15 protein-coding genes are annotated in these 19,563 nt (G+C 64.9%); 9 read left to right on the top strand and 6 right to left on the bottom strand.

Annotated features, from left to right (window positions below; all coding sequences use genetic code 11):
* Positions 1–7: 7 nt before the first annotated feature.
* Positions 8–313 carry an alkylphosphonate utilization protein gene (locus GRI42_RS10215; RefSeq protein ID WP_160608395.1) on the bottom strand — a complete coding sequence of 102 codons (306 nt, stop codon included), beginning with the start codon at positions 311–313 and terminating at the stop codon, positions 8–10.
* A complete protein-coding gene (locus GRI42_RS10210) occupies positions 310–1,479 on the bottom strand; it encodes an isovaleryl-CoA dehydrogenase (protein WP_160608394.1) in 1,170 nt (389 codons plus the stop codon). The genes GRI42_RS10215 and GRI42_RS10210 overlap by 4 nt, the downstream gene beginning before the upstream one ends.
* Before the next feature lie 155 nt (positions 1,480–1,634).
* On the opposite strand from GRI42_RS10210, the gene GRI42_RS10205 reads away from it, so the two are divergent.
* From GRI42_RS10205 to GRI42_RS10190, 4 genes are read left to right on the top strand one after another with little or no spacing between them, the layout of a single operon-like run.
* Entirely contained in the window at positions 1,635–3,155 is a 1,521-nt protein-coding gene (locus GRI42_RS10205) for a sensor histidine kinase (protein ID WP_160608393.1), read from the top strand.
* A gap of 45 nt (positions 3,156–3,200) precedes the next feature.
* The gene (locus tag GRI42_RS10200; protein ID WP_160608392.1) at positions 3,201–3,677 is read left to right on the top strand and encodes a hypothetical protein; all 477 of its coding nucleotides are present in this window, start codon (positions 3,201–3,203) and stop codon (positions 3,675–3,677) included.
* Positions 3,678–3,733: 56 nt separating this feature from the next.
* Positions 3,734–4,441: an ATP-binding cassette domain-containing protein gene (locus GRI42_RS10195; RefSeq protein ID WP_325065324.1), complete on the top strand. Its 708-nt coding sequence runs from the start codon at positions 3,734–3,736 to the stop codon at positions 4,439–4,441.
* The gene (locus GRI42_RS10190; RefSeq protein WP_160608390.1) at positions 4,438–5,976 is read left to right on the top strand and encodes an ABC transporter permease/substrate-binding protein; all 1,539 of its coding nucleotides are present in this window, start codon (positions 4,438–4,440) and stop codon (positions 5,974–5,976) included. The genes GRI42_RS10195 and GRI42_RS10190 overlap by 4 nt, the downstream gene beginning before the upstream one ends.
* Before the next feature lies 1 nt (position 5,977).
* On the opposite strand, the gene GRI42_RS10185 is transcribed toward GRI42_RS10190, so the two are convergent.
* From GRI42_RS10185 to lgt, 3 genes are all read right to left on the bottom strand, one after another.
* Entirely contained in the window at positions 5,978–6,391 is a 414-nt protein-coding gene (locus GRI42_RS10185) for a DUF2147 domain-containing protein (RefSeq protein WP_160608389.1), read from the bottom strand.
* A 64-nt stretch (positions 6,392–6,455) separates the two neighbouring features.
* A complete protein-coding gene (locus GRI42_RS10180; protein WP_234033930.1) occupies positions 6,456–7,511 on the bottom strand; it encodes a class I SAM-dependent methyltransferase in 1,056 nt (351 codons plus the stop codon).
* Complete coding sequence (gene lgt, locus GRI42_RS10175; protein WP_160608388.1) at positions 7,508–8,407, bottom strand: prolipoprotein diacylglyceryl transferase; 900 nt, start codon at positions 8,405–8,407, stop codon at positions 7,508–7,510. Before lgt ends, GRI42_RS10180 begins: the two co-directional genes overlap by 4 nt.
* 173 nt (positions 8,408–8,580) lie before the next feature.
* On the opposite strand from lgt, the gene GRI42_RS10170 reads away from it, so the two are divergent.
* From GRI42_RS10170 to GRI42_RS10160, 3 genes are all read left to right on the top strand, one after another.
* Positions 8,581–10,269 carry a class I adenylate-forming enzyme family protein gene (locus tag GRI42_RS10170; protein ID WP_160608387.1) on the top strand — a complete coding sequence of 563 codons (1,689 nt, stop codon included), beginning with the start codon at positions 8,581–8,583 and terminating at the stop codon, positions 10,267–10,269.
* 2 nt (positions 10,270–10,271) lie between these two features.
* On the top strand, positions 10,272–13,031 hold the full coding sequence (locus GRI42_RS10165; protein ID WP_160608386.1) for a [protein-PII] uridylyltransferase: 2,760 nt from the start codon (positions 10,272–10,274) through the stop codon (positions 13,029–13,031).
* Positions 13,032–13,155: 124 nt separating this feature from the next.
* Positions 13,156–15,837 carry a TonB-dependent receptor gene (locus GRI42_RS10160; RefSeq protein WP_234033929.1) on the top strand — a complete coding sequence of 894 codons (2,682 nt, stop codon included), beginning with the start codon at positions 13,156–13,158 and terminating at the stop codon, positions 15,835–15,837.
* A gap of 83 nt (positions 15,838–15,920) precedes the next feature.
* Here the strand turns inward: GRI42_RS10160 and GRI42_RS10155 are convergent, their stop codons facing one another.
* The gene (locus GRI42_RS10155) at positions 15,921–16,583 is read right to left on the bottom strand and encodes a YggS family pyridoxal phosphate-dependent enzyme (protein ID WP_160608384.1); all 663 of its coding nucleotides are present in this window, start codon (positions 16,581–16,583) and stop codon (positions 15,921–15,923) included.
* On the opposite strand from GRI42_RS10155, the gene GRI42_RS10150 reads away from it, so the two are divergent.
* The gene (locus tag GRI42_RS10150) at positions 16,582–17,163 is read left to right on the top strand and encodes a thiamine phosphate synthase (protein ID WP_160608383.1); all 582 of its coding nucleotides are present in this window, start codon (positions 16,582–16,584) and stop codon (positions 17,161–17,163) included. The genes GRI42_RS10155 and GRI42_RS10150 overlap by 2 nt on opposite strands.
* 56 nt (positions 17,164–17,219) lie before the next feature.
* A complete protein-coding gene (locus GRI42_RS10145; RefSeq protein ID WP_160608382.1) occupies positions 17,220–19,559 on the top strand; it encodes an FtsK/SpoIIIE family DNA translocase in 2,340 nt (779 codons plus the stop codon).
* Positions 19,560–19,563: the final 4 nt, after the last annotated feature.

The following is a 19,563-nucleotide window of genomic DNA, read 5'->3' as shown; positions in this document are numbered from 1 at the left end:
TGTGGTCTTACCGTTTCTTCACGAATTCGGCACGCAGGACGAGGCCCTTGATGCCGGGATATTTGCAGTCGATTTCCTGCGGGTCGCCGGTGAGCCGGATCGATTTGATCAGCGTGCCCTGCTTCAGCGTCTGGCCCGCGCCCTTGACCTCGAGGTCCTTGATCAGCGTCACCTGGTCACCGTCGGCAAGCAAATTGCCGACCGCATCGCGCACCTCGACCGTCTCGGCCGCCGCCTGTTTGGCCGCCAGTTCGGAAGCCGGCATCCATTCGCCGCTGTCCTCGTCGTAGACGTAGTCCTCGTCCCCGCTCATCGGGCGGCGCCGATCAGTTCGCGGCCGATCAGCATGCGGCGGATTTCATTCGTGCCGGCACCGATGTCGAGCAGCTTGGCATCGCGCATGTAACGCTCCACCGGCCAATCGAGCGTGTAGCCTGCGCCGCCCAGCGCCTGCACACTCTCGGCCGCTACGCGGAAGGCGTTTTCCGAGGCCAGCAGGATCGTGCCTGCCGCATCGAACCGGGTGGTCTGTCCGGCATCGCAAGCCTTGGCGACGGCGTAGGTGTAGGCACGTGCGGACTGCAGCGCGACATACATGTCGGCGACCTTCGCCTGCATAAGCTGGAAGCTGCCGATGGGCTTGCCGAACTGCTGGCGTTCCCGAAGATAGGGAATGACCGTGTCGAGGCAGGCCTGCATCACGCCGAGCTGCAAACCTGCGAGCACGACGCGCTCGTAATCGAGCCCGCTCATCAGCACGCCGACGCCGCCGTTTTCGGGGCCCATGACGTTTTCTTCCGGAACGAAGCAATCGTCGAACACCAGCTCTGCCGTGGGCGAGCCGCGCATGCCGACCTTTTCGATCTTCTGCCCGATCGAGAAGCCTTCGAACTCCTTTTCGATCAGGAAGGTGGTAATGCCGCGGCTGGCCGCTTCGGGCGAGGTCTTGGCATAAACCACCAGCACGTCCGCATAGGGGGCGTTGGTGATCCAGAACTTGGTTCCGTTGAGGACGTAGCCGCCATCGACCTTGTCGGCCCGGGCCTTCATCGACACGACGTCCGAACCGGCGCCCGCCTCGCTCATGGCAAGGCTGCCGACGTGTTCGCCGCTGATCAGCTTGGGCAGGTATTTCGCCTTCTGGTCATCATTCGCCCAGCGCGCAATCTGGTTGACGCAGAGGTTAGAATGCGCGCCGTAGGACAGTCCGACCGAGGCACTGGCGCGGCTGACTTCCTCGACCGCGATCACGTGTTCGAGGTAGCCGAGGCCAAGACCGCCGTCCGCTTCGGGAACGGTGATGCCGTGGAGGCCGAGTTCGCCCATGGCGGGCCACAGTTCCGCCTTGGGAAACCAGTCCTCGCGGTCGACCTTGGCGGCGAGCGGGGCGATCTGTTCGTCGGCGAAGCGCGAAACGCTTTCGCGGATCATGTCCGCATTGTCGCCGAGCTGGAAATCGAAATCGGGGGTGGCGCGCATGGTGTCTCCTGCTTGCCCTCTGTAGGGGCATTCTCTTGCCGCGCGCGATAGCGAAGGAATGGCGGTCGGGCAAACCGCTTGGTGCGGCAAGCGGCGTCGGGGTTACCGAACTGGACTCTGCCCCGGATGGCTTTATTTAGAACGTCACGGATACAATGGCTTATCGACCCCGCCTTCCCTGGCCCAGCGGCGCCAGCCCGAACTCTGCCGTGTGCGGGGAAGAGGACCGGCTTGCCATCATGGCGTCCTATGGCCTCGATGCGCTTGAAGGCGCACCGGAATTGTCGCGCATCGTCCAGTTCGCTGCCTCGCTATGCGAAGCGCCGATCGCGCTGGTTTCACTGGTGGAAGAAGAGCGCCAGCGGTTCCTCGCCAAGCAGGGGCTGGAGGTCGGGGAAACCCCGCGGCCGACCAGTTTCTGCGCCCATGCAATGCTCGGCGATGCGACCATGATCGTGCCCGATGCAACGCTGGACCCGCGTTTCAGCGGCAACCCGCTGGTCACCGGCGCGCCGCACATCCGGTTCTACGCCGGTGCCCCGCTCATCTCGAGCGAGGGCGCGCCGCTCGGCTCGCTCTGCATTATCGACACGGTGCCGCGCGAGGGGTTGAGCGACCTGCAGCGCGAAGGGCTGGAAGTGCTGGCGGCAAGTGTCATGCAGCGCCTGCTGATCCAGCGGCAGGACCGCGCTGCCATCGCTGCACTCGAGGCGCGGCAGCGCGAATTGCAGCACATGCTCGATTCGGTACCGGGGATTGCCTGGTCGGTCGATCACGCGGGCAATTTCGACATGTTCAGCGCGCGCTGGAAAGAGGTCACGGGCCGCGAACCGCCGCGCACGGCGGACGACTGGGCGGAATTCATCCATCCCGAAGACTACGCCCGCAGCCGCGCCAGCTGGGACAAGGCCTTCAGCGAGGAACGGCTGTTCAACGACGAGTGGCGACTGCGGCAAGCAGACGGCAGCTATCGCTGGGTGCTGAGCCGCGCCATGCCGGTCGACGGGGAGCCGGGCGGACGCCGCTGGTTCGGGACCGTGATCGACATCGACGAGGCGCATCGCACTTCCGAAATGCGCGACCTCCTGGCAAAAGAGCTGTCGCACCGGATCAAGAACATTTTCGCAGTTGTCTCCGGCCTCGTGACCCTCCACTCGCGCGGCAAGGAAACCGTGGCGGATTACGCCGAGGCGCTGTCGACAACCATTCGCGCGCTGGGCAAGGCGCACGACTACGTCCAGCCGGCATCGCCGAGCCGGAAAGAGCATCTGGTCGGGCTGCTCGATGAGCTGCTCGCACCTTACCAGGATGGCGGTGAAGGGCGGATCGAGATTTCGGGCGGCGACGTTGCCATCGGCCCGCGCGCGGCGACTCCGCTGGCGCTCATCATCCATGAACTGGCGACCAATGCAGCCAAGTACGGCGCCCTGTCGCGTGATGGCGGCAAGGTCACGGTCGGGGTCAATGCTGATTGCGATGGCGAAGGCACGGTATGTCTCTCGTGGCGCGAAAAATCCGATGGTTTTGCGCAGGCCGAGCAGGCAAGCGAGGGGTTCGGATCGCGCCTCCTGCGCATGGCTGTCGAAGGCCAGCTGTCGGGCCAGTTCACCCGCGAATTCGAAGACGACGGCCTGAGAGTCGAACTCAAGATCCCTTCCACATCCATCGCCGGATAGGGGCAGGGGTCGCCAGCGGCGAGTGCAGGGGTTATGCCGGAAACCATGAAATCACTCGTCAGCTCTGCCGTGCTCCTTTCCGCCTCCCTCTCTTTGTCCGCCTGTGCGGCCGAACAGGACCTGGCCGCAGATAGTCCCGGCGATGTCGAAGCCTCTGCCGAAGCGGCCGAAGAGGCGAGGGAGCTGAAGGAATTCGTCGGCACGGCCTGGCGCGTATCTGCCGAGGACGGCGCCCGCTATGTCACCTATCTGGATGCGGAAGGGCGCTACCGGGACCTGCGGAATGGCGATCCATGGCAGGAAGGCGGCTGGGCGCTGGAAGCGGCCCCGGGTGACGAGGCGGGACAGGTCCTCCTCTGTTTCCAGCCCGAAGGTGACAATGTCAGGGAGAGGTGCTGGGAAACCGGCAAGCTCGACGATGGTAAGCTGATCGTCACCTCGGGTGGTGGTCGCCGGGTCCAGCTCGAAAAGGTCGCCTACGAAGCGCCGCAGGACGCAGAAACCGCCGAAGCCGCACAGTGAGCGAATCCGGCGAGACGGCGCTTTCCTTCGAGGGCGTCTGCAAGCAATTCGGTAGTGTGCGGGCAGTCGAATCCGTCACCCTCGCAATCCCCTCAGGCCAGTTCGTCGCGCTGGTCGGTGCCTCGGGTTCGGGCAAGTCGACATTGCTGAAGACCGTCAACCGGCTGGTCGATCCCGATGCCGGGCACGTGGTCCTGCAAAGGCGCGAAGTCGCCTCGGTCCCACTTGCGCGCTTGCGCCGCAGCATCGGCTACGTATTCCAGTCGGTCGGGCTCTTCCCGCATATGACGGTGGCGGAAAACATCGGTATCGGGCCGCGTATCGCGGGTGAACCGGTGGACGCGGCGCGGATTTCCGCGCTGCTCGAACTCGTCGACCTCGATCCCGGCATGTCCACGCGCATGCCCGACGAACTCAGCGGCGGACAGCGCCAGCGCGTCGGTGTCGCGCGGGCCTTGGCGAGCGAGCCGTCGATCCTGCTGATGGACGAACCCTTCGGAGCGCTCGATCCCGTCACGCGCGACGCGCTGGGAGAACGGGTGCTCGACCTCCACCGCCGTCTCGGGCTGACCACGGTGATGGTCACGCACGACATGACCGAAGCCCTGCTGCTGGCCGACCGCGTGCTGGTGATGGAAGCGGGCCGCATCGTGGCGGACCAGACCCCGTCTGCACTCGTTGCAGGCGCAGGCGGCGCGGCGGCGCAGGCGCTTGTCGCGGTGCCGCGTCACCAGGCGCAGCGCTTGGCGGAGCTGTCGCAGTGACCGGCCTGCTCGACGCCATCACGGGGCTCGGCGACCAGCTAGCCGCCCATGTCCTCCTGTCGGCTGCGGCCATCGCGCTGGGCATCGCCGTGGCGCTGCCGCTGGCAGTCTGGGCCAGCCGTGCACCCGCCGTGTCGCGCGCGTCGCTGGCATTTGCCAGCCTCGTCCAGACCATTCCGGCGCTTGCCTTGCTGGCGCTGTTCTTCCCGATCTTGCTGAGCCTTCGGGCAGTCTTCGGGGAAGGATTGCCGACATTGGGTTTCCTGCCCGCACTCCTCGCTCTGGCGCTCTACGCCCTGCTGCCGATCCTGCGCAATGCGGTGACTGCGCAGGCCAATCTCGATCCCGGCGTGATCGAGGCGGCGGAAGGCATGGGCATGAGCTTCTGGCAAAGCCTGCGCCTGGTGGAGGCCCCGCTCGCCGCGCCCTATGTAATGGCCGGGATCAGGACCGCGGCCGTCTGGACCATCGGTGCAGCCACGCTGGCGACCACTATCGGGCAGAAGAGCCTGGGCGATCCGATCTTTGCCGGCTTGCAGACGCAGAACTGGATTCTCGTCCTCGCCGGATGCCTTGCCAGCGCCGGGCTCGCACTCTTGGCAGACACGCTGCTGGGCACGATCGAGCGCGGCTTTCGCGAGCGGCGGCGCGGTCTCTGGCTCGGCGGGATGCTGGCCGTGGCGCTTGGCGTCGCCGCGGCGCTGGTGGCGCAGTTCGGGGGCGAGCGAGACGAGGGACGCATCGTGATCGGCGCCAAGGGCTTTTCGGAACAATACATCCTCGCCCGGCTGATCGGCCAGCGGCTAGAGGCGGAGGGCTTCACTGTCGAATATCGCGACGGGCTGGGTTCGGCAGTGGCCCATAGCGCGGCTGCCAGCGGCGAGATCGATATCTATGTCGATTACACCGGCACCATCTGGACCAACCAGATGAGGCGCAAGGACAACCCGCCGCGCGAGCAGATGTACCGGGAGTTAGCTCGCTGGGAAGAAGCGACGAGCGGGATGAGAGTGTTCGGGCGGCTCGGCTTCGAGAATGCCTATGGCTTCGCCGTCAAAGCCGAGACTGCGCAAATGGGAGGGATCGAGAGTATCGAGGATCTCGTCAAAACGGCACCGCAACTGACCGTCGGGGGCGATCCTGAATTCTTCGAGCGGCCCGAATGGTTCGCTGTGCGCGATACCTATGGCCTGCGTTTCAGGGAGCAGCGCAATTTCGCGCCGACCTTCATGTACAGCGCGCTTTCGTCGGGCGAGGCACAAGTGATTGCCGCATATACCTCCGACGGGCGCATAGCGGCGGACAATCTCGTCGTGCTCGACGATCCGCGCGAAGCCTTCCCGAATTACGATGCCGTCCTGATGCTGAGCCCGCAGGCGGCGCGCGAGACGGTGCTGGTCGCAGCGCTCGAGCCGCTGATCGGGGCTCTCGACGTGCACATGATGCGCGAGGCGAATTTCTCGGTCGACCGCGAACAGGACAAGCTGGGCTTCGAACAGGCCGCCCGGCGGCTGGCCGAAAGGGCCGGGCTGTAGCTCAGCGGGCGCGGGTCCAGACCTGTGTCTGGCAGAAGGGACCAATGCAGCCTTTCACTTCCAGCCGGTTAGCGTCCTTGCGCCTGACCACAGAGCGATAGGTCTTGCCGCTCTTGGGATCGTAGATCTGGCCGCGCCACAGTTTGGCGTCTTCGCTGAAACCGGTGAGAACCGGCATGCCGAGCAGCTTGCGCTGGCGCAGCTTCGCATCGGCATTGTTCACGTCGCGCTGGTCGAGGCCCTTGGGCGGAGCAACGAGGAACTTGGTTATCCGCCCGCAGGTCGAACTGCCGCATTCGCCGATGGTGATCACTGCGTCTTCTTCGGCCGTGATCCAGCGCCCCTCGATCGGCTGGGCGGCCAGCAGGGGAGTTGCGCAGAGCAGCGCGGCGAGAGCCAGGGTCGTTTTCCTCATGCGATTCTCCATCCGCGCGAATGCGATTACCGGTTACAGCTTTTTGGCCGGGTGCATATGAACCTCAGCCGAAGCCGGCGCCCTGCGGCCAGCCGGGTGCCGAAACGGCCATTACCTTGAACAATTCGCCCATCTCGTCCGCCGAAGTCAGGCGGTGGAATGCCTGCGAGACGGCCTGCGCATGATCGGGGCTGCGCCGGGCAAGAGCCTGTGCGCGAAGGCCCATGCCCATGGCCAGCAACCATTCGCCCTGCGTGGCGGTGGCCACCTGCAAATCCATGCCGCGCGCCATTTCCGCGAGAGTGGCGAAATCGACATGGGCGGTGAGGTCCATCTCGCCCGGATGATCGAATACGCCGACCTTTTCATGCGTGCGGAGAGCCTGCAGCGTTTCGCCGTTGCGGGGCTCCAAATGGCCGTAGTCGATGAACAGCGCTGCGCCGCCCTGATCGCGCAACCGCTCGCCAAGCGCGCCAATCAGAGCGGCGGCTGCGGGACAGGTCTCGATGACGGTGCCCACCGGTGCATCGCGACGGTCCTGCGGAACGGCCTCGTCCATGGGATTGGGGCCGGCTGCAAAAACGAAGCGGTCATCGTCCAGCGCGACCATCCGCTCGCGCCAGCCATCGGGCGTGTTGACCAGCTGGCGGATCGGAAGCGCGTCGATGAACTCATTGGCGACGACTATCAGCGGCCGGTCGTCCGGCAGCGTGTCGACAGTGTCATGGAAGCGGGCGGCGACCAGAGCGTCGGCCTGCTTTTCGCGCAGTGCCGAGGAGCCTTCCACGAGGTGGATCTCGGGCTGGAGGCCCTGGCTGCCCATGGCGCGCAGCGCATCGCGGGCAAGCGTGCCGCGTCCCGGGCCCAGCTCCACCCAGGCGATCTCGGGGCGGTCTGCCCGCAACCAAAGGTCAGTGCACCACAGCCCCACCATCTCGCCGAACATCTGGCTGATTTCGGGCGCAGTCGTGAAATCTCCGCCCGCGCCCAGGGGGTCGCGGCTGTTGTAATAGCGCGCGTTGTTTTCGCCCATGTAGCGCGACACGGGCATCGGCCCGTGCCGTTCGATCAGCCGCCTGAAGCTTTGCGCGAGCGGCGTTTCGCCGCCGGCTGCGCTCATGCCGATTGCGGCGCGGCGGGCTTGGCCTTGCCGATCGGCTGGCGGGTGAAGGCGTAGATCATGACGATCACGCCGACCGCGATCATCGGCAGGCTCAGCCACTGGCCGCGCGACAGGCCGGTCTCCGCCACCACATAGGCAAGGTGCGCATCGGGTTCGCGGAAGAACTCGCTGACGAAGCGGCCGATGCCCATGCCGATGGTGAATAGGCCGACCAGCAGGCCGGGGCGGTAGCGCGCCCGGGTCTTCCAGAACAGTGCGATGAGGAGGATGCCGAGCAGCAGTCCTTCAAGGCCCGCCTGGTAGAGCTGCGAGGGATGTCGCGCGACGTCGCCGCCACCCGGAAACACCATGGCCCAGGCAATGTCGCCTTCCACCGGGCGGCCGTAAAGCTCGCCGTTGATGAAGTTGGCGATGCGGCCGAGCATGTAGGCGAGCGGCACGTTGACCGAGATATAGTCGCACACCCGCAGCCAGTTGAGGCCGCCGCGCAGGGCCACCCAGCTGATCGCCACCAGCACGCCGATGACCCCGCCGTGGAAGCTCATCCCGCCGTCCCACAGGCGCAGCAGGTCCCAGCTGACGAACTCGCCCGCGGTGAAGCCGGTGAACAGTTCGGGCTTGTAGAAGGCTGCGTAACCGAGCCTTCCGCCCAAGATCACGCCGAGCGTGCAGTAGAAGAACAAATCGTCCGCGTGGCGCTGGGCCATCGGGCTTCCGGGCGCTTTCACCATCTTCGACAAGTGCCAGTACCCCAGCAGGATGCCGAGCAGGTAGGCGAGCGAATAATAGCGCAGCTGGAAACCGCCGATGTCGAACAGGTAGGGCCTGAGGCCCAGTTCCGCCCACTGGATCGGTTCGGCAGAAGCTGCAGTTGCAGCCAATAGTGACAGCAAGGTTTTATCCCCTTAGAGACGTCTCGGAAGCCGCGTGCGCGACCCGTTGCGGGGCGGCTTTTGGCATAGCAGGGGTTTTGGGGAAAGCCTGCGTCGCAACTTCATCGTCCACCGGGCGATGGGAAGCGATTTGTCGCCTTGCGCGTGAAATGGAGAGAGGAAACCGAACGACCATGCCGACCGAACTCGACAAGGATATCCATCGTTTTACCGCCGCCGTGACCGCCCCGGGTCAAATGTTCGAACTGAAGACGGTCGAACGCCGCGGCGTCGAAATGCCCGCATTCGTCAATGCGCCGCCTAGCCTCGCGCATTACTTCGCCCACTTCTGCAACGAGAAGAAGGACGTCCTCTTTCTGGTCGATGGCGACCTGCGCCTGACCTTCGGTGAAGTCTACGCGGCCGCGACCAAGGTCGCGCACGGCCTTGCCACTTTCCACGGCGTCAAGAAGGGTGACCGGGTCGGCATCGCTGCCCGCAACTCCGCCAACTGGATGATCGCCTACATGGGCACGCTGATGGCCGGCGGCTGCGCCACGCTGCTCAACGGCTGGTGGACGGGCGAGGAACTAGCCTACGGCATCGACCTGTGCGGCTGTTCGCTGATCCTTGCCGACGCGCCGCGCGCCGCGCGCATGGAAGATGCCGATATCAAGGCCAAGGTCGTCATCTTCGGTCACGGCGAACCCGCCACGGGCCTGTCCGAGATCTGGGCTGATGGCGATACGGCGATGAAGATGCTCGGCGAACTCGGCCCGTCCGACCTTGCCACCATCCTCTACACCTCGGGTTCGACCGGCCATCCCAAGGGCGCCTATTCGGATCACCTCGGTGTGGTGTCGGGCACGATGAACTATGTCGCGCAGACCGCCATGATCCTGCAGATCCTGACCGAGCGCGGTGAGGCCCCGACCGTCCAGCCGTCCGCGCTGGTCGCAGTGCCGCTGTTCCACGTTACCGGCGAAATCCCGCTGTTCCTCCAGAGCTTCGCCCTGGGGCGCAAGCTGGTGCTGATGCCCAAGTGGGATGCACGTGAAGCGCTGCGCCTGCTGGACGAGGAAAAGGTCACCTATTTCGTCGGCGTCCCGCTCATGAGCTACGAAATGGCCACCCATCCCGAGCGCGACCAGTTCGACCTGTCGAGCTGCAAGAGCTTTGCCGCCGGCGGTTCGCCGCGCCCGCCCGAACATGTGAAGAAGATCAAGGACGCCTTCCCCGAAGGCTTCCCGCTGCTTGGCTACGGCCTCACCGAAACCAATGCGGTGGGCTGCGGCAATCTCAACGAGAACTACATCGCCAAGCCCGGTTCGACCGGCATGGCGTCGAAGCCGCTGGTCGATCTCGCCATCCTCGACGATGACGGGAACAAACTGGCGTCGGGCGCAGTGGGCGAGGTCTGCATCCGCTCGGTGTGTAATTTCCTCGGTTACTGGAAGAACGAGGACGCGACCAAGTCGGCCTATACGGACGATGCCTATTTCCGCACCGGCGACCTCGGCTACGTCGACGAGGACGGATACCTCTTCATCGTCGACCGCAAAAAGGACATCATCATCCGCGGCGGCGAGAACATCTCCTGCATCGAGGTGGAAGAGGCCATTTACGCGCATGAAGCGGTGGCCGAATGCAGCGTCTTCGGCGTGCCGGACGAACGCTTCGGTGAAATCCCGGCGGCGGTCTACATGACCCACCCGGGCAAGGATTTGACGCCCGACGATTTGCGCGAATTCCTTGCCGAGCACATCGCGGCCTTCAAGATCCCCGCGCACGTGTTCCGTTCGGCCGACCACCTCCCGCGTCTCGGCACGCAGAAGGTGGACAAGCGGACGGTCAAGGCGACCTTCGCCAAGGAGCTCCTCTAGGCTTGGGCGAGCCCCGGATCCCCGACCAGCGCGCAATCATCGACCGGCGGGCACTGGCCTCGCGGATCGAGGTGCTGGCCGGCGAGCGGGGGGCAAAGGCGCGCGGAGAAGTCGTTGCCGCGCTGAAGGAAGCGCTGGAGGCCGGGCGGGCCGAAATGGAAGCCCGGCTGACGGCGCGCCCTTCTGCGGGTCATGCCATCGCAGGCGGGTACTCTTTCCTCGTCGACCAGCTGATCCGCGTCATCCACGAATATGTGACGCGCTTCGTCTATCCGGCACCGAACCGTTCTTCGGGAGAGCGGCTGGCGATCATGGCGGTGGGCGGATACGGTCGCGCCGAAATGGCGCCCCATTCCGACGTCGATATCGCCTTCTTGGTGGGCGAGCGGCGCAACGCCTGGTGCGAACAGGTGGTGGAGGCAATGCTCTACCTGCTGTGGGACCTCGGCCTCAAGGTCGGCCATTCGACCCGCACGCTGGACGAGGCGATCCGCCTTGCGAAAGACGACCTCACGATCCGGACCGCGCTGCTCGAAGGGCGCTATGTCTGGGGCGACCGCGAGCTTTATGAAGAAGGCGAGCGCCGGTTCACCGCCGAGGTGGTGAAGGGGAACGAACGCGCCTTCCTCAGCCAGAAGCTGGAAGAACGCAACGCGCGCCACCGCCGTATGGGCGACAGCCGCTATGTCGTCGAACCCAACGTCAAGGACGGCAAGGGCGGCTTGCGCGATCTCCAGACGCTTTACTGGATCGGCAAGTTCCTCCACCGTGTGCGCAGTGCGTCGGAACTGGTCGATGTCGGCCTGATGACCGACAATGAATACCGCACCTTCCGCCGGGCAGAGCGGTTCCTGCTCGCCGTGCGCTGCCACATGCATATCCTGACCGGCCGCGCGGACGACCGGCTCACCTTCGACTTGCAGCGGCGCGTGGCGGAGCGGATGAATTTTGCCGATCGCCCGGGCAAGAGCGCCGTCGAGCGGTTCATGCAGTTCTATTTCCTGCAGGCAAAGCGGGTGGGCAGCCTGACCGGCGTATTCCTCGCCCATATCGAGGACGATCTGGCCCAGCGCGCCGCGCGCAGCGGCTTTTTCGCGACGTTCCGGCAGAAGCCGCGCGTCCTCAAGGGATACCGCGTCTTCGGCGGGCGTATCGCCGCGCCCTCGGACGATTATTTCCGCAAGGACCCGGTCCGGCTGGTCGAGATTTTCCAGGTCGCCGAGGCGGAAAGTCTCGACATCCACCCCGAAACCATGCGGCAGGCTGCACGCGATGCGAAGCTGATCGACAATGCCGTGCGCGAGGACCCGCGCGCCAACGCTCTGTTCCTCGACCTGCTGAGCGGCCGTAACGATCCCGAAACGGTCCTGAGGTGGATGAACGAGGCCGGCGTGTTCGGCCGCTTCGTGCCCGATTTCGGCAAGGTCAACGCGCAGATGCAGTTCGACATGTACCACCACTACACGGTGGACGAGCACACCATTCGCGCCATCGGCCTGCTGAGCCAGATCGAGAAGGGCGAGCTGAAAGCGGACCACCCGCGTGCAACCCGCCTGATCCACAAGGTCAACTCGCGCCGCGTCGCCTACGTCGCCGCGCTGCTTCACGACATCGCCAAGGGCCGCAAGGGGGACCATTCCATCCTCGGCGCGGAGGTGGCGCGCGAGCTGTGCCCGCGCTTCGGCCTGAACGAGAACGAGACCGAGCTGGTCGCCTGGCTGGTGCTCAATCACCTGCTCATGAGCCATGTCGCGCAAAAGCGCGATCTCACCGACCCCAAGACGATCGAGGATTTCGTCGGCCAGGTCCAGAGCACGGAGCGCCTGCGCCATCTCGCCATCCTCACCGCGGTCGATATCCGCGCGGTCGGGCCGGGCACGTGGAACAGCTGGAAGGGGCAGCTGCTGGGCGAGCTTTACGACACGGCATCGGAGCGTTTGCGCCTTGGTCACATGCGTCATGGCCGCAAGGAAAAGGTCGCCGCGAAGAAGGCGCAGGCCGCCGAACTGCTGGGCGACAAGGCATCCCTGATCGAGGATCTGTCCGCGACCTTCGACGATTCCTACTGGATTGCAGAACCCGTCGACATCATCGCCCTCAACCTCGTGCACTACGCGGCGGCGCGCGATCTGGAGCACGCGCTTTCGGTCCATTGCGAGTATTACGAGGCGCGAGGGGCAACGCTCGTCACCGTCATCGCAGCAGACCACCCGGGCCTGTTCTACCGCATTGCCGGCGGAATCCACCTGGCCGGCGGGAACATCATCGATGCCCGCATCCATACGACGCGGAACGGCTGGGCGCTCGACAACTTCCTCGTCCAGGACCCGCACGGCGCGCCGTTCCGGGAAGCTTCGCAGATGAAAAGGATCGAGACGACCATCGCCGATGCGCTGGCGAACCGGATCGATCTTGCGCCCAAGCTGGCCCAGCGTCCGCTGCCGCACAGCCGCTCGCGCGCTTTCGATGTGAGCCCGCGCGTCCTGTTCGACCACAAGGCGTCCAACCGGTTTACCGTGATCGAGGTCAATGCCCGCGACCGCCCTGCGCTGCTCAACCGGCTTGCAAGGGTGTTGTTCGAAAACCGCCTGGTGGTGCATTCCGCACACATCACCAATTACGGCGAACGGGCCGCAGATACCTTCTATGTCACTGATCTTACAGGCGGCAAGCTGGTGGAAGGGGAGCGCCTAAACACCATCGAGGCGCGCCTCATCGAAGCGGCAAGTGATGCAATGCAGGCACGGTTGGAAGACGCCTGACAGCCGTTTGACGTTTGATAGTTGCGTTTTGCATACCTATTCGCCATCCAAAATTTCGAGAGAAACACAGAGGAGAGGTCTTCCCATGAGGAAAACATCAGTTTCATTGCGCACGCTTGCTTTCATGGGTGCAGGTCTTGCACTTGCCCCGCAGACGGCTTTTGCCCAGTCCGCCGACGCTGCGGACAGCGGCGATGTCGAGGCGGATACGCCGGTCATCATCGTTACCGCACAGGGCCGTGCCCAGGAACTGGCAGACGTCCCCGTGGCAATTTCGGCAGTTTCGGCCGAAACGCTGGAGAACTCCGGCACCACCGACATCCGCGAACTGAACCAGGTCGCCCCGTCGCTGCTCGTCTCCTCGACTGGTAACGAAGCCAACGGTTCGGCGCGTATCCGCGGTATCGGTACCGTGGGCGACAACCCGGGCCTCGAAAGCTCGGTCGCCGTGTTCGTCGACGGCGTCTACCGTTCGCGCTCGGGTAACGCTTTGTCCGAACTCGGCCCGCTCGACCGCATCGAAATCCTGCGCGGTCCGCAGGGCACGCTCGGCGGCCGTAACTCCTCGGCCGGTATGCTCAACATCTTCACCGCGCCGCCCAGCTTCGCCTTCGAAGGCCATGCCAGCGCCAGCTTCGGCAACTTCAACGCCCTGCGCTTCGAAGGCGGGGTCAATGCGCCGCTGTCGGAAAGCATCGCGGCCCGTATCGACGGTGTCTGGTTCCAGCGTGACGGCTTCTACACCGACGTCACCAACGACACCGACGTCAACAATCGCGACCGTTACCTCGTTCGCGCGCAGGTCCTCTTCGAGCCGAACGACGACGTTAGCTTCCGTCTGATCGGCGACTATTCGAAAAAGGACGAAGCCTGCTGTGCTGCGACCTTCGTCCAGCCCGACTTCGCCCAGTTCGCACGCGTTTCGCCGGGCCTCGATCCGTTCGCGCAGCCGGTAGGCGCATCGCCTGCGCTCACCAGCACCAGCAACCCGATCGTCAACGTGCTCCTCGGCCTCGGCCAGGATCCGCGCGGGCTTACGCAGTCGACCTTCGACCGCAACATCTACCCGACCGCCGGTCGCAGCTATGACGGCGAGACCGAGGATTACGGTATCTCGGGCGAACTCAACTGGTCGCTCGGCAATGTGAACTTCACCTCGATCACCGCCTATCGCGAATATGCGAACACGCAGGGTTCGGACACCGACTACACGACGGTCGACATTCTCTACCGCGCACCCGGCGACAATGCCGGTGCGCGCGAGTTCGCGACCTTCACGCAGGAATTCCGCCTCAACGGCACCGCCTTCAACGACAAGCTCGACTGGCTGGTAGGCGCCTATTACGCGAACGAAGACCTGCAGACGCGCGACAACCTGCGCTTCGGCAATGACTACGGCACTTTCGTGAGCTGCCGTATCGCGCTCGCCATCAACCCGGCGCTGGTCAACCCGGCAGCACAGGACTGCCTCGGTGCAACCGGCCGCGGTGCCTTGCAGGCTGCAAACGGCGGTGCCGGTGCCTTCGGCGCTGCCACCCCGGCGATCCTGGCCGGCATCACCAACCTGTCGAACGTCAACGACCTCGGCGGTACGGGCGATGTGTACAACCAGACGAGCGAAAACTTCGCCGTCTTCACGCACAACATCTTCCACATCACCGATACGCTCGATCTGACCCTGGGCCTTCGCTACACCAGCGAAACCAAGGACTTCGACGCGACCTTCAGCAACGACAATGTGATCTGCCCGCAGAACCGCGCGCTGCTGTCGAGCTTCCTGACGACGCCGCTCGCCGGCCTTGCAGGCGGCCTCATCGCACTGTCGTGCCAGGGCAACTCGACTGCCGAACTCGACGGCGTGTCGCTTTCGGACTCGCGTGACGAAGACAAGCTCACCGGCACTGCCATCCTGAGCTGGAAGCCGGTCGACGACCTGCTCGTCTACGGTTCGTATTCGCGTGGCTACAAGGCCGGCGGCTTCAACCTCGACCGCTCGGCACTGGGCAACCCGGTGACCCTGCGCGTCGCGAACCTCGACCCTGCAACTCTGCAGTTCGATGAGGAAACCGTGGATGCCTATGAAGTGGGCCTGAAGTACTCGGGTCGTCGCTGGGGCGTCAGCCTTGCCGCGTTCCGCCAGGAGTTCAGCAACTTCCAGCTGAACACTTTCAACGGCTCGGTCTTCCTGGTGCAGAACATCAATGGCTGCTCCACCAGCCTGAACGGTGCTGACAGCGACGCCAGCGCTGCGACCGGTGCCTGCGCTGCGGACGATGTGAGCCCGGGCGTGGTTTCGCAGGGCTTCGAATTCGAAGCCTCGCTCAGCCCGATCCGCGATCTCACCATGACCATGGGCATCACCCACGCCGACACGCGCTATGCCGACGACGTCGTGGGTAGCGATGCGGGCGCTCCGCTCGATCCGGCGCTGCGCCTGCTGCCCGGCGACAACCTGTCGAATGCACCGGCATGGGTCGGCACCAGCTCGCTGACCTGGACTCCGCCGATCGGCGACAGCGGCATGGAGGGCCTGTTCTTCATCAACGCCCGCATGACCAGCGACTACAACACCGGTTCGGACCTGCTCTACGGCAAGGAACAGGACGGCTACATCCTGGTAAACGGCCGCATCGGCCTGACCAATATCGCCGACCGCTTCTCGATCGAGGGCTGGGTGCAGAACATGTTCGACGTCGACTACACGCAGGTCGCGTTCAACACCCCGTTCGTCGCACCGCAGCAGACCTACTCGGCGTTCCTCGCCGAGCCGCGCACCTACGGTGTCACGGTCAAGGCCAAGTTCTAAACTCGGCGCCGGTCACGGCAAGAAAAGGAAGGGCGCTGCCGGAAGGCGGCGCCCTTTCCCTTTGGCAGGCTAGGGATTGACGGTCAGCCGCGCGCGCCGAACAGCGCGGTCCCCACGCGAATATGGGTCGCGCCGAGCATGATGGCGGTTTCGAAATCGCCGCTCATCCCCATCGACCGGCCGGGCAGGCCGTTTTCGCGTGCAAGCTTGTCGAGCAGTGCGAAGAAAGGTGCTGGTTCAGTATCGGCCGGCGGGATGCACATGAGGCCCGCAAGCGGAATGCCTGCCTTCCGTGCCTCGGCAACCAGCGCGGGCAGGTCGGCAATCGCACACCCGCCCTTCTGGTCTTCCTCGCCCACGTCGACCTGGATGAAGCATTCGGGACAGCGTCCAGCCTTCTCCTTCGCCTTGGCCAGCGCCTTCACGAGGCTGGAGCGGTCGAGCGAGTGGATCACATCGAACAGTTCGACGGCATCCTCCGCCTTGTTCGACTGCAATTGCCCGACGAGGTGCAGCACGGTTGCAGGGAACTGCTCTTTCAGCGCGGGCCACTTGCCTTGTGCTTCCTGCACCCGGTTCTCGCCGAAATGGCGCTGGCCTTCGATCAGCAAGGGTTCGATCGCTTCAGCGGGATGCGTCTTGCTGACGGCGACGAGCGTCACCTCGCCCGGATCGCGGCGGGCAATCTTGCAGGCCTTGGCGATCTGTGCCCGGACCTCTTGAAGCGGAGTCTCTGCCTTTTCCATGGCGAGGCGCTATAGCGGTCCCATGCACGCGCGCCAGTCCCTCCCACTGCTTTGGCTCCTTTCGGATGCGCGTAACGATGCCGGGCTGGAGCAGGCGCTCGAGAGATTGCCGCAGGGGTCGGGCTTCGTCTTCAGGCATTACCACCTCGATCCCGCCCCCCGCCGCGCGCGTTACGAAACGCTTTGCGCCAAGGCGCGGACGAGGCGACACCTCGTGATCCTCTCGCGGGCAGACTGGGAAACGGTCGCCGCGTGGGATGCGGACGGCCTGTACGGATCGCCGGAGCACTTCGCGGGTGCCCCGCCGGAGGGCAAGTTGTGGCTCGCGACGGCGCACGATAGCGAGGAGATGCAGCGTGCTCTCGCGCTTGGCGCCTCGGGCATCTTTCTCTCGCCCGTTTTCGCCTCGGCCTCGCACCCGGGCGGCGAAACGCTTGGCGTGTTCGGTTTTCGTGTGCTCGCGCAGCAATCGCCGGTGCCGGTAATCGCGCTCGGCGGGATGGACGAGGCGCGTGCAAGGGAACTCGATTGGCCGCGCTGGGGCGCGATCGACGGACTCGCCTCGACGAAGGTCGCTTGACGGGCGAGTCCCGCCCGATTCATACTGCAAATTCACGACGGACCAGGGGAAAGACAATGGCATCGCGCGCAGGCGCCAAACCCGATTGGCGGGCGGCTTTCCGCCGTTCGCTGCGCCGCGCCATGCATATGGCGGGCGCCGCCTTCCTGCTGTTCATGCTGGTGTTCCTCGCCCTGTCGTTGGCCAGCTATACGCAAACCGATCCCAGCGCCTCGACCGCTGCGGCCGGTACGCAGGTGGCAAACTGGATGGGAGCGAGCGGCGCCTGGATAGCAGAGCGCGCCTATTTCTATTTCGGTCTTCCGGCCCTGCTTCTGCTGCCGCTGCTGTGGATCTCGGCCCGCCGCCTCTGGACCGGTGTCGAGAATGCCGACGAGGAGGAAACGCCGGGCAAGTGGTGGGGCCCCCTCGCCCTGCTGTTGCTCGCAATGGCCCTGTTGGGAACGGTCGTCGCGCTGCTGTTCGACACCAGCCCCGGCCCCTTCCCGGCTGGCGCGGGCGGGCTCGCCGGCCTGCTGGGCGCAGGCGGGATCGATGCCGTGGCGACCCGCTTCGGCGGCGATTTCAGCGGCTGGATTACGGGTGCACTCGGTGTCGTGTCGCTGGGTGCCGGACTGGCACTGGTAACGAAGGTCTTTGCGCTCGACTGGGCGCAATTCTTCACTCTGCCGCGCTTCTTCGACCGGCGCGTCGAACTGTCCGATATCGACCTGCCGCTGGTCCCGAAGAAAGCACGCCGCGCCCGGCCCAAGGTGGACGGGGGCGACGACGACGCGGACGAGGACGCGCCGCAGGAACGCCGCCGCGCGCCGGAAATCGCCGACCCCAAGCCCGCTCCCGCCCGCTCGCAGCCGGCCAAGGCGAAGCAGCGCGACATGTTCGCCAATTACCAGCTACCGAGCCACGATTTGCTCGACGATGCGCCGCCGCATTCGGCGCAGAAGCTCGACAAGATAGCGCTCGAACGCAATGCCCGCCTGCTCGAAAATGTGCTCGACGACTTCAACGTCAAGGGCGAGATCACCGCGGTGCGCGCCGGTCCGGTCGTCACCATGTACGAGCTGGAGCCCGCGCCCGGCATCAAGGCCAGTCGCGTGGTCGGGCTTGCCGAGGATATCGCCCGCAACATGAGCGCGATCAGCGCGCGCGTTTCCCCCATTCCGGGCAAGACGGTGATCGGCATCGAACTGCCCAACGCCGACCGCCAGATGGTCAGCTACAAGGAGCTGGCGACTTCGGCCGCCTTCGTTGACAGCAAGGGCTCGCTGCCGATGATCCTGGGCAAGGACATCGCGGGCGAACCGATCATCGCCGACCTTGCAGCCATGCCGCACCTGCTGGTCGCAGGTACCACCGGTTCGGGTAAATCGGTGGGGCTCAACGCGATCCTGCTGTCGCTGCTGTACCGCTTCACGCCGGACGAGTGCCGCCTGATCCTGATCGATCCCAAAGTCTTGGAACTCAAGACCTACGACGATATCCCGCACCTCCTTTCGCCCGTGGTGACCGAACCGGCGAAGTCGGTCCGCGCGCTCAAGTGGGCGGTCGAGGAAATGGAGCGGCGCTACCGCATGATGAGCAGCGTGAATTCGCGCAACATCGCGGGCTTCAACGAAAAGGTGAAGGCGGCCGCCGCCAAGGGCAAGCCGCTGGGCCGCCGCGTACAGACGGGCTTCGATGCAGAGACGGGCGAGGAACTCTACGAGGAAGAACAGCTTGATTACCAGCCGCTGCCGCTGATCGTCTTGATTGTCGACGAGCTGGCCGACCTCATGGTCACCGTCGGCAAGGAGATCGAGGTGCTGATCCAGCGCCTGTCGCAGAAATCGCGTGCCGCCGGCATCCACCTGATCATGGCGACGCAGCGCCCATCGGTCGACGTCATCACCGGCGTGATCAAGGCGAACCTGCCGACGCGCATCAGCTTCAAGGTCACCAGCCGCATCGACAGCCGCACGATCCTTGGCGAACAGGGCGCGGAGCAGCTGCTGGGCAAGGGCGACATGCTCTACAAGCCGAACACCGGCGCGATGATCCGCGTACACGGCCCCTTCGTCGCCGACGAGGAGGTCGAGCGGGTGGCTGATCACTGGCGCGCGCAGGGCAAGCCCGACTATGTCGACGCCGTTACCGAAGAGCCGGAAGACGGCGGCTTCAATTTCGAGGACGATTTCACCGCTTCCGACAATCCGGAAGAGCGCAAATACCGCCAAGCCTGCCAGATCGTGGTCGAGAACCAGAAGGCGAGCGGCTCGTGGCTGCAGCGCCAGATGGGGGTCGGCTACAACACCGCCGCCAAGTGGATCGAGCGGATGGAAAGCGAAGGGCTGGTTGGACCCGCAAACCATGTGGGCCGGCGCGAGATTTATCGCGACCAGGACGGCAACCCGATCTAGGGAG

This window comes from Qipengyuania gaetbuli, assembly GCF_009827315.1.
GTDB classification, from domain to species: Bacteria; Pseudomonadota; Alphaproteobacteria; order Sphingomonadales; family Sphingomonadaceae; genus Qipengyuania; species Qipengyuania gaetbuli.
This window is presented reverse-complemented; position numbering and strand designations above follow the sequence as displayed.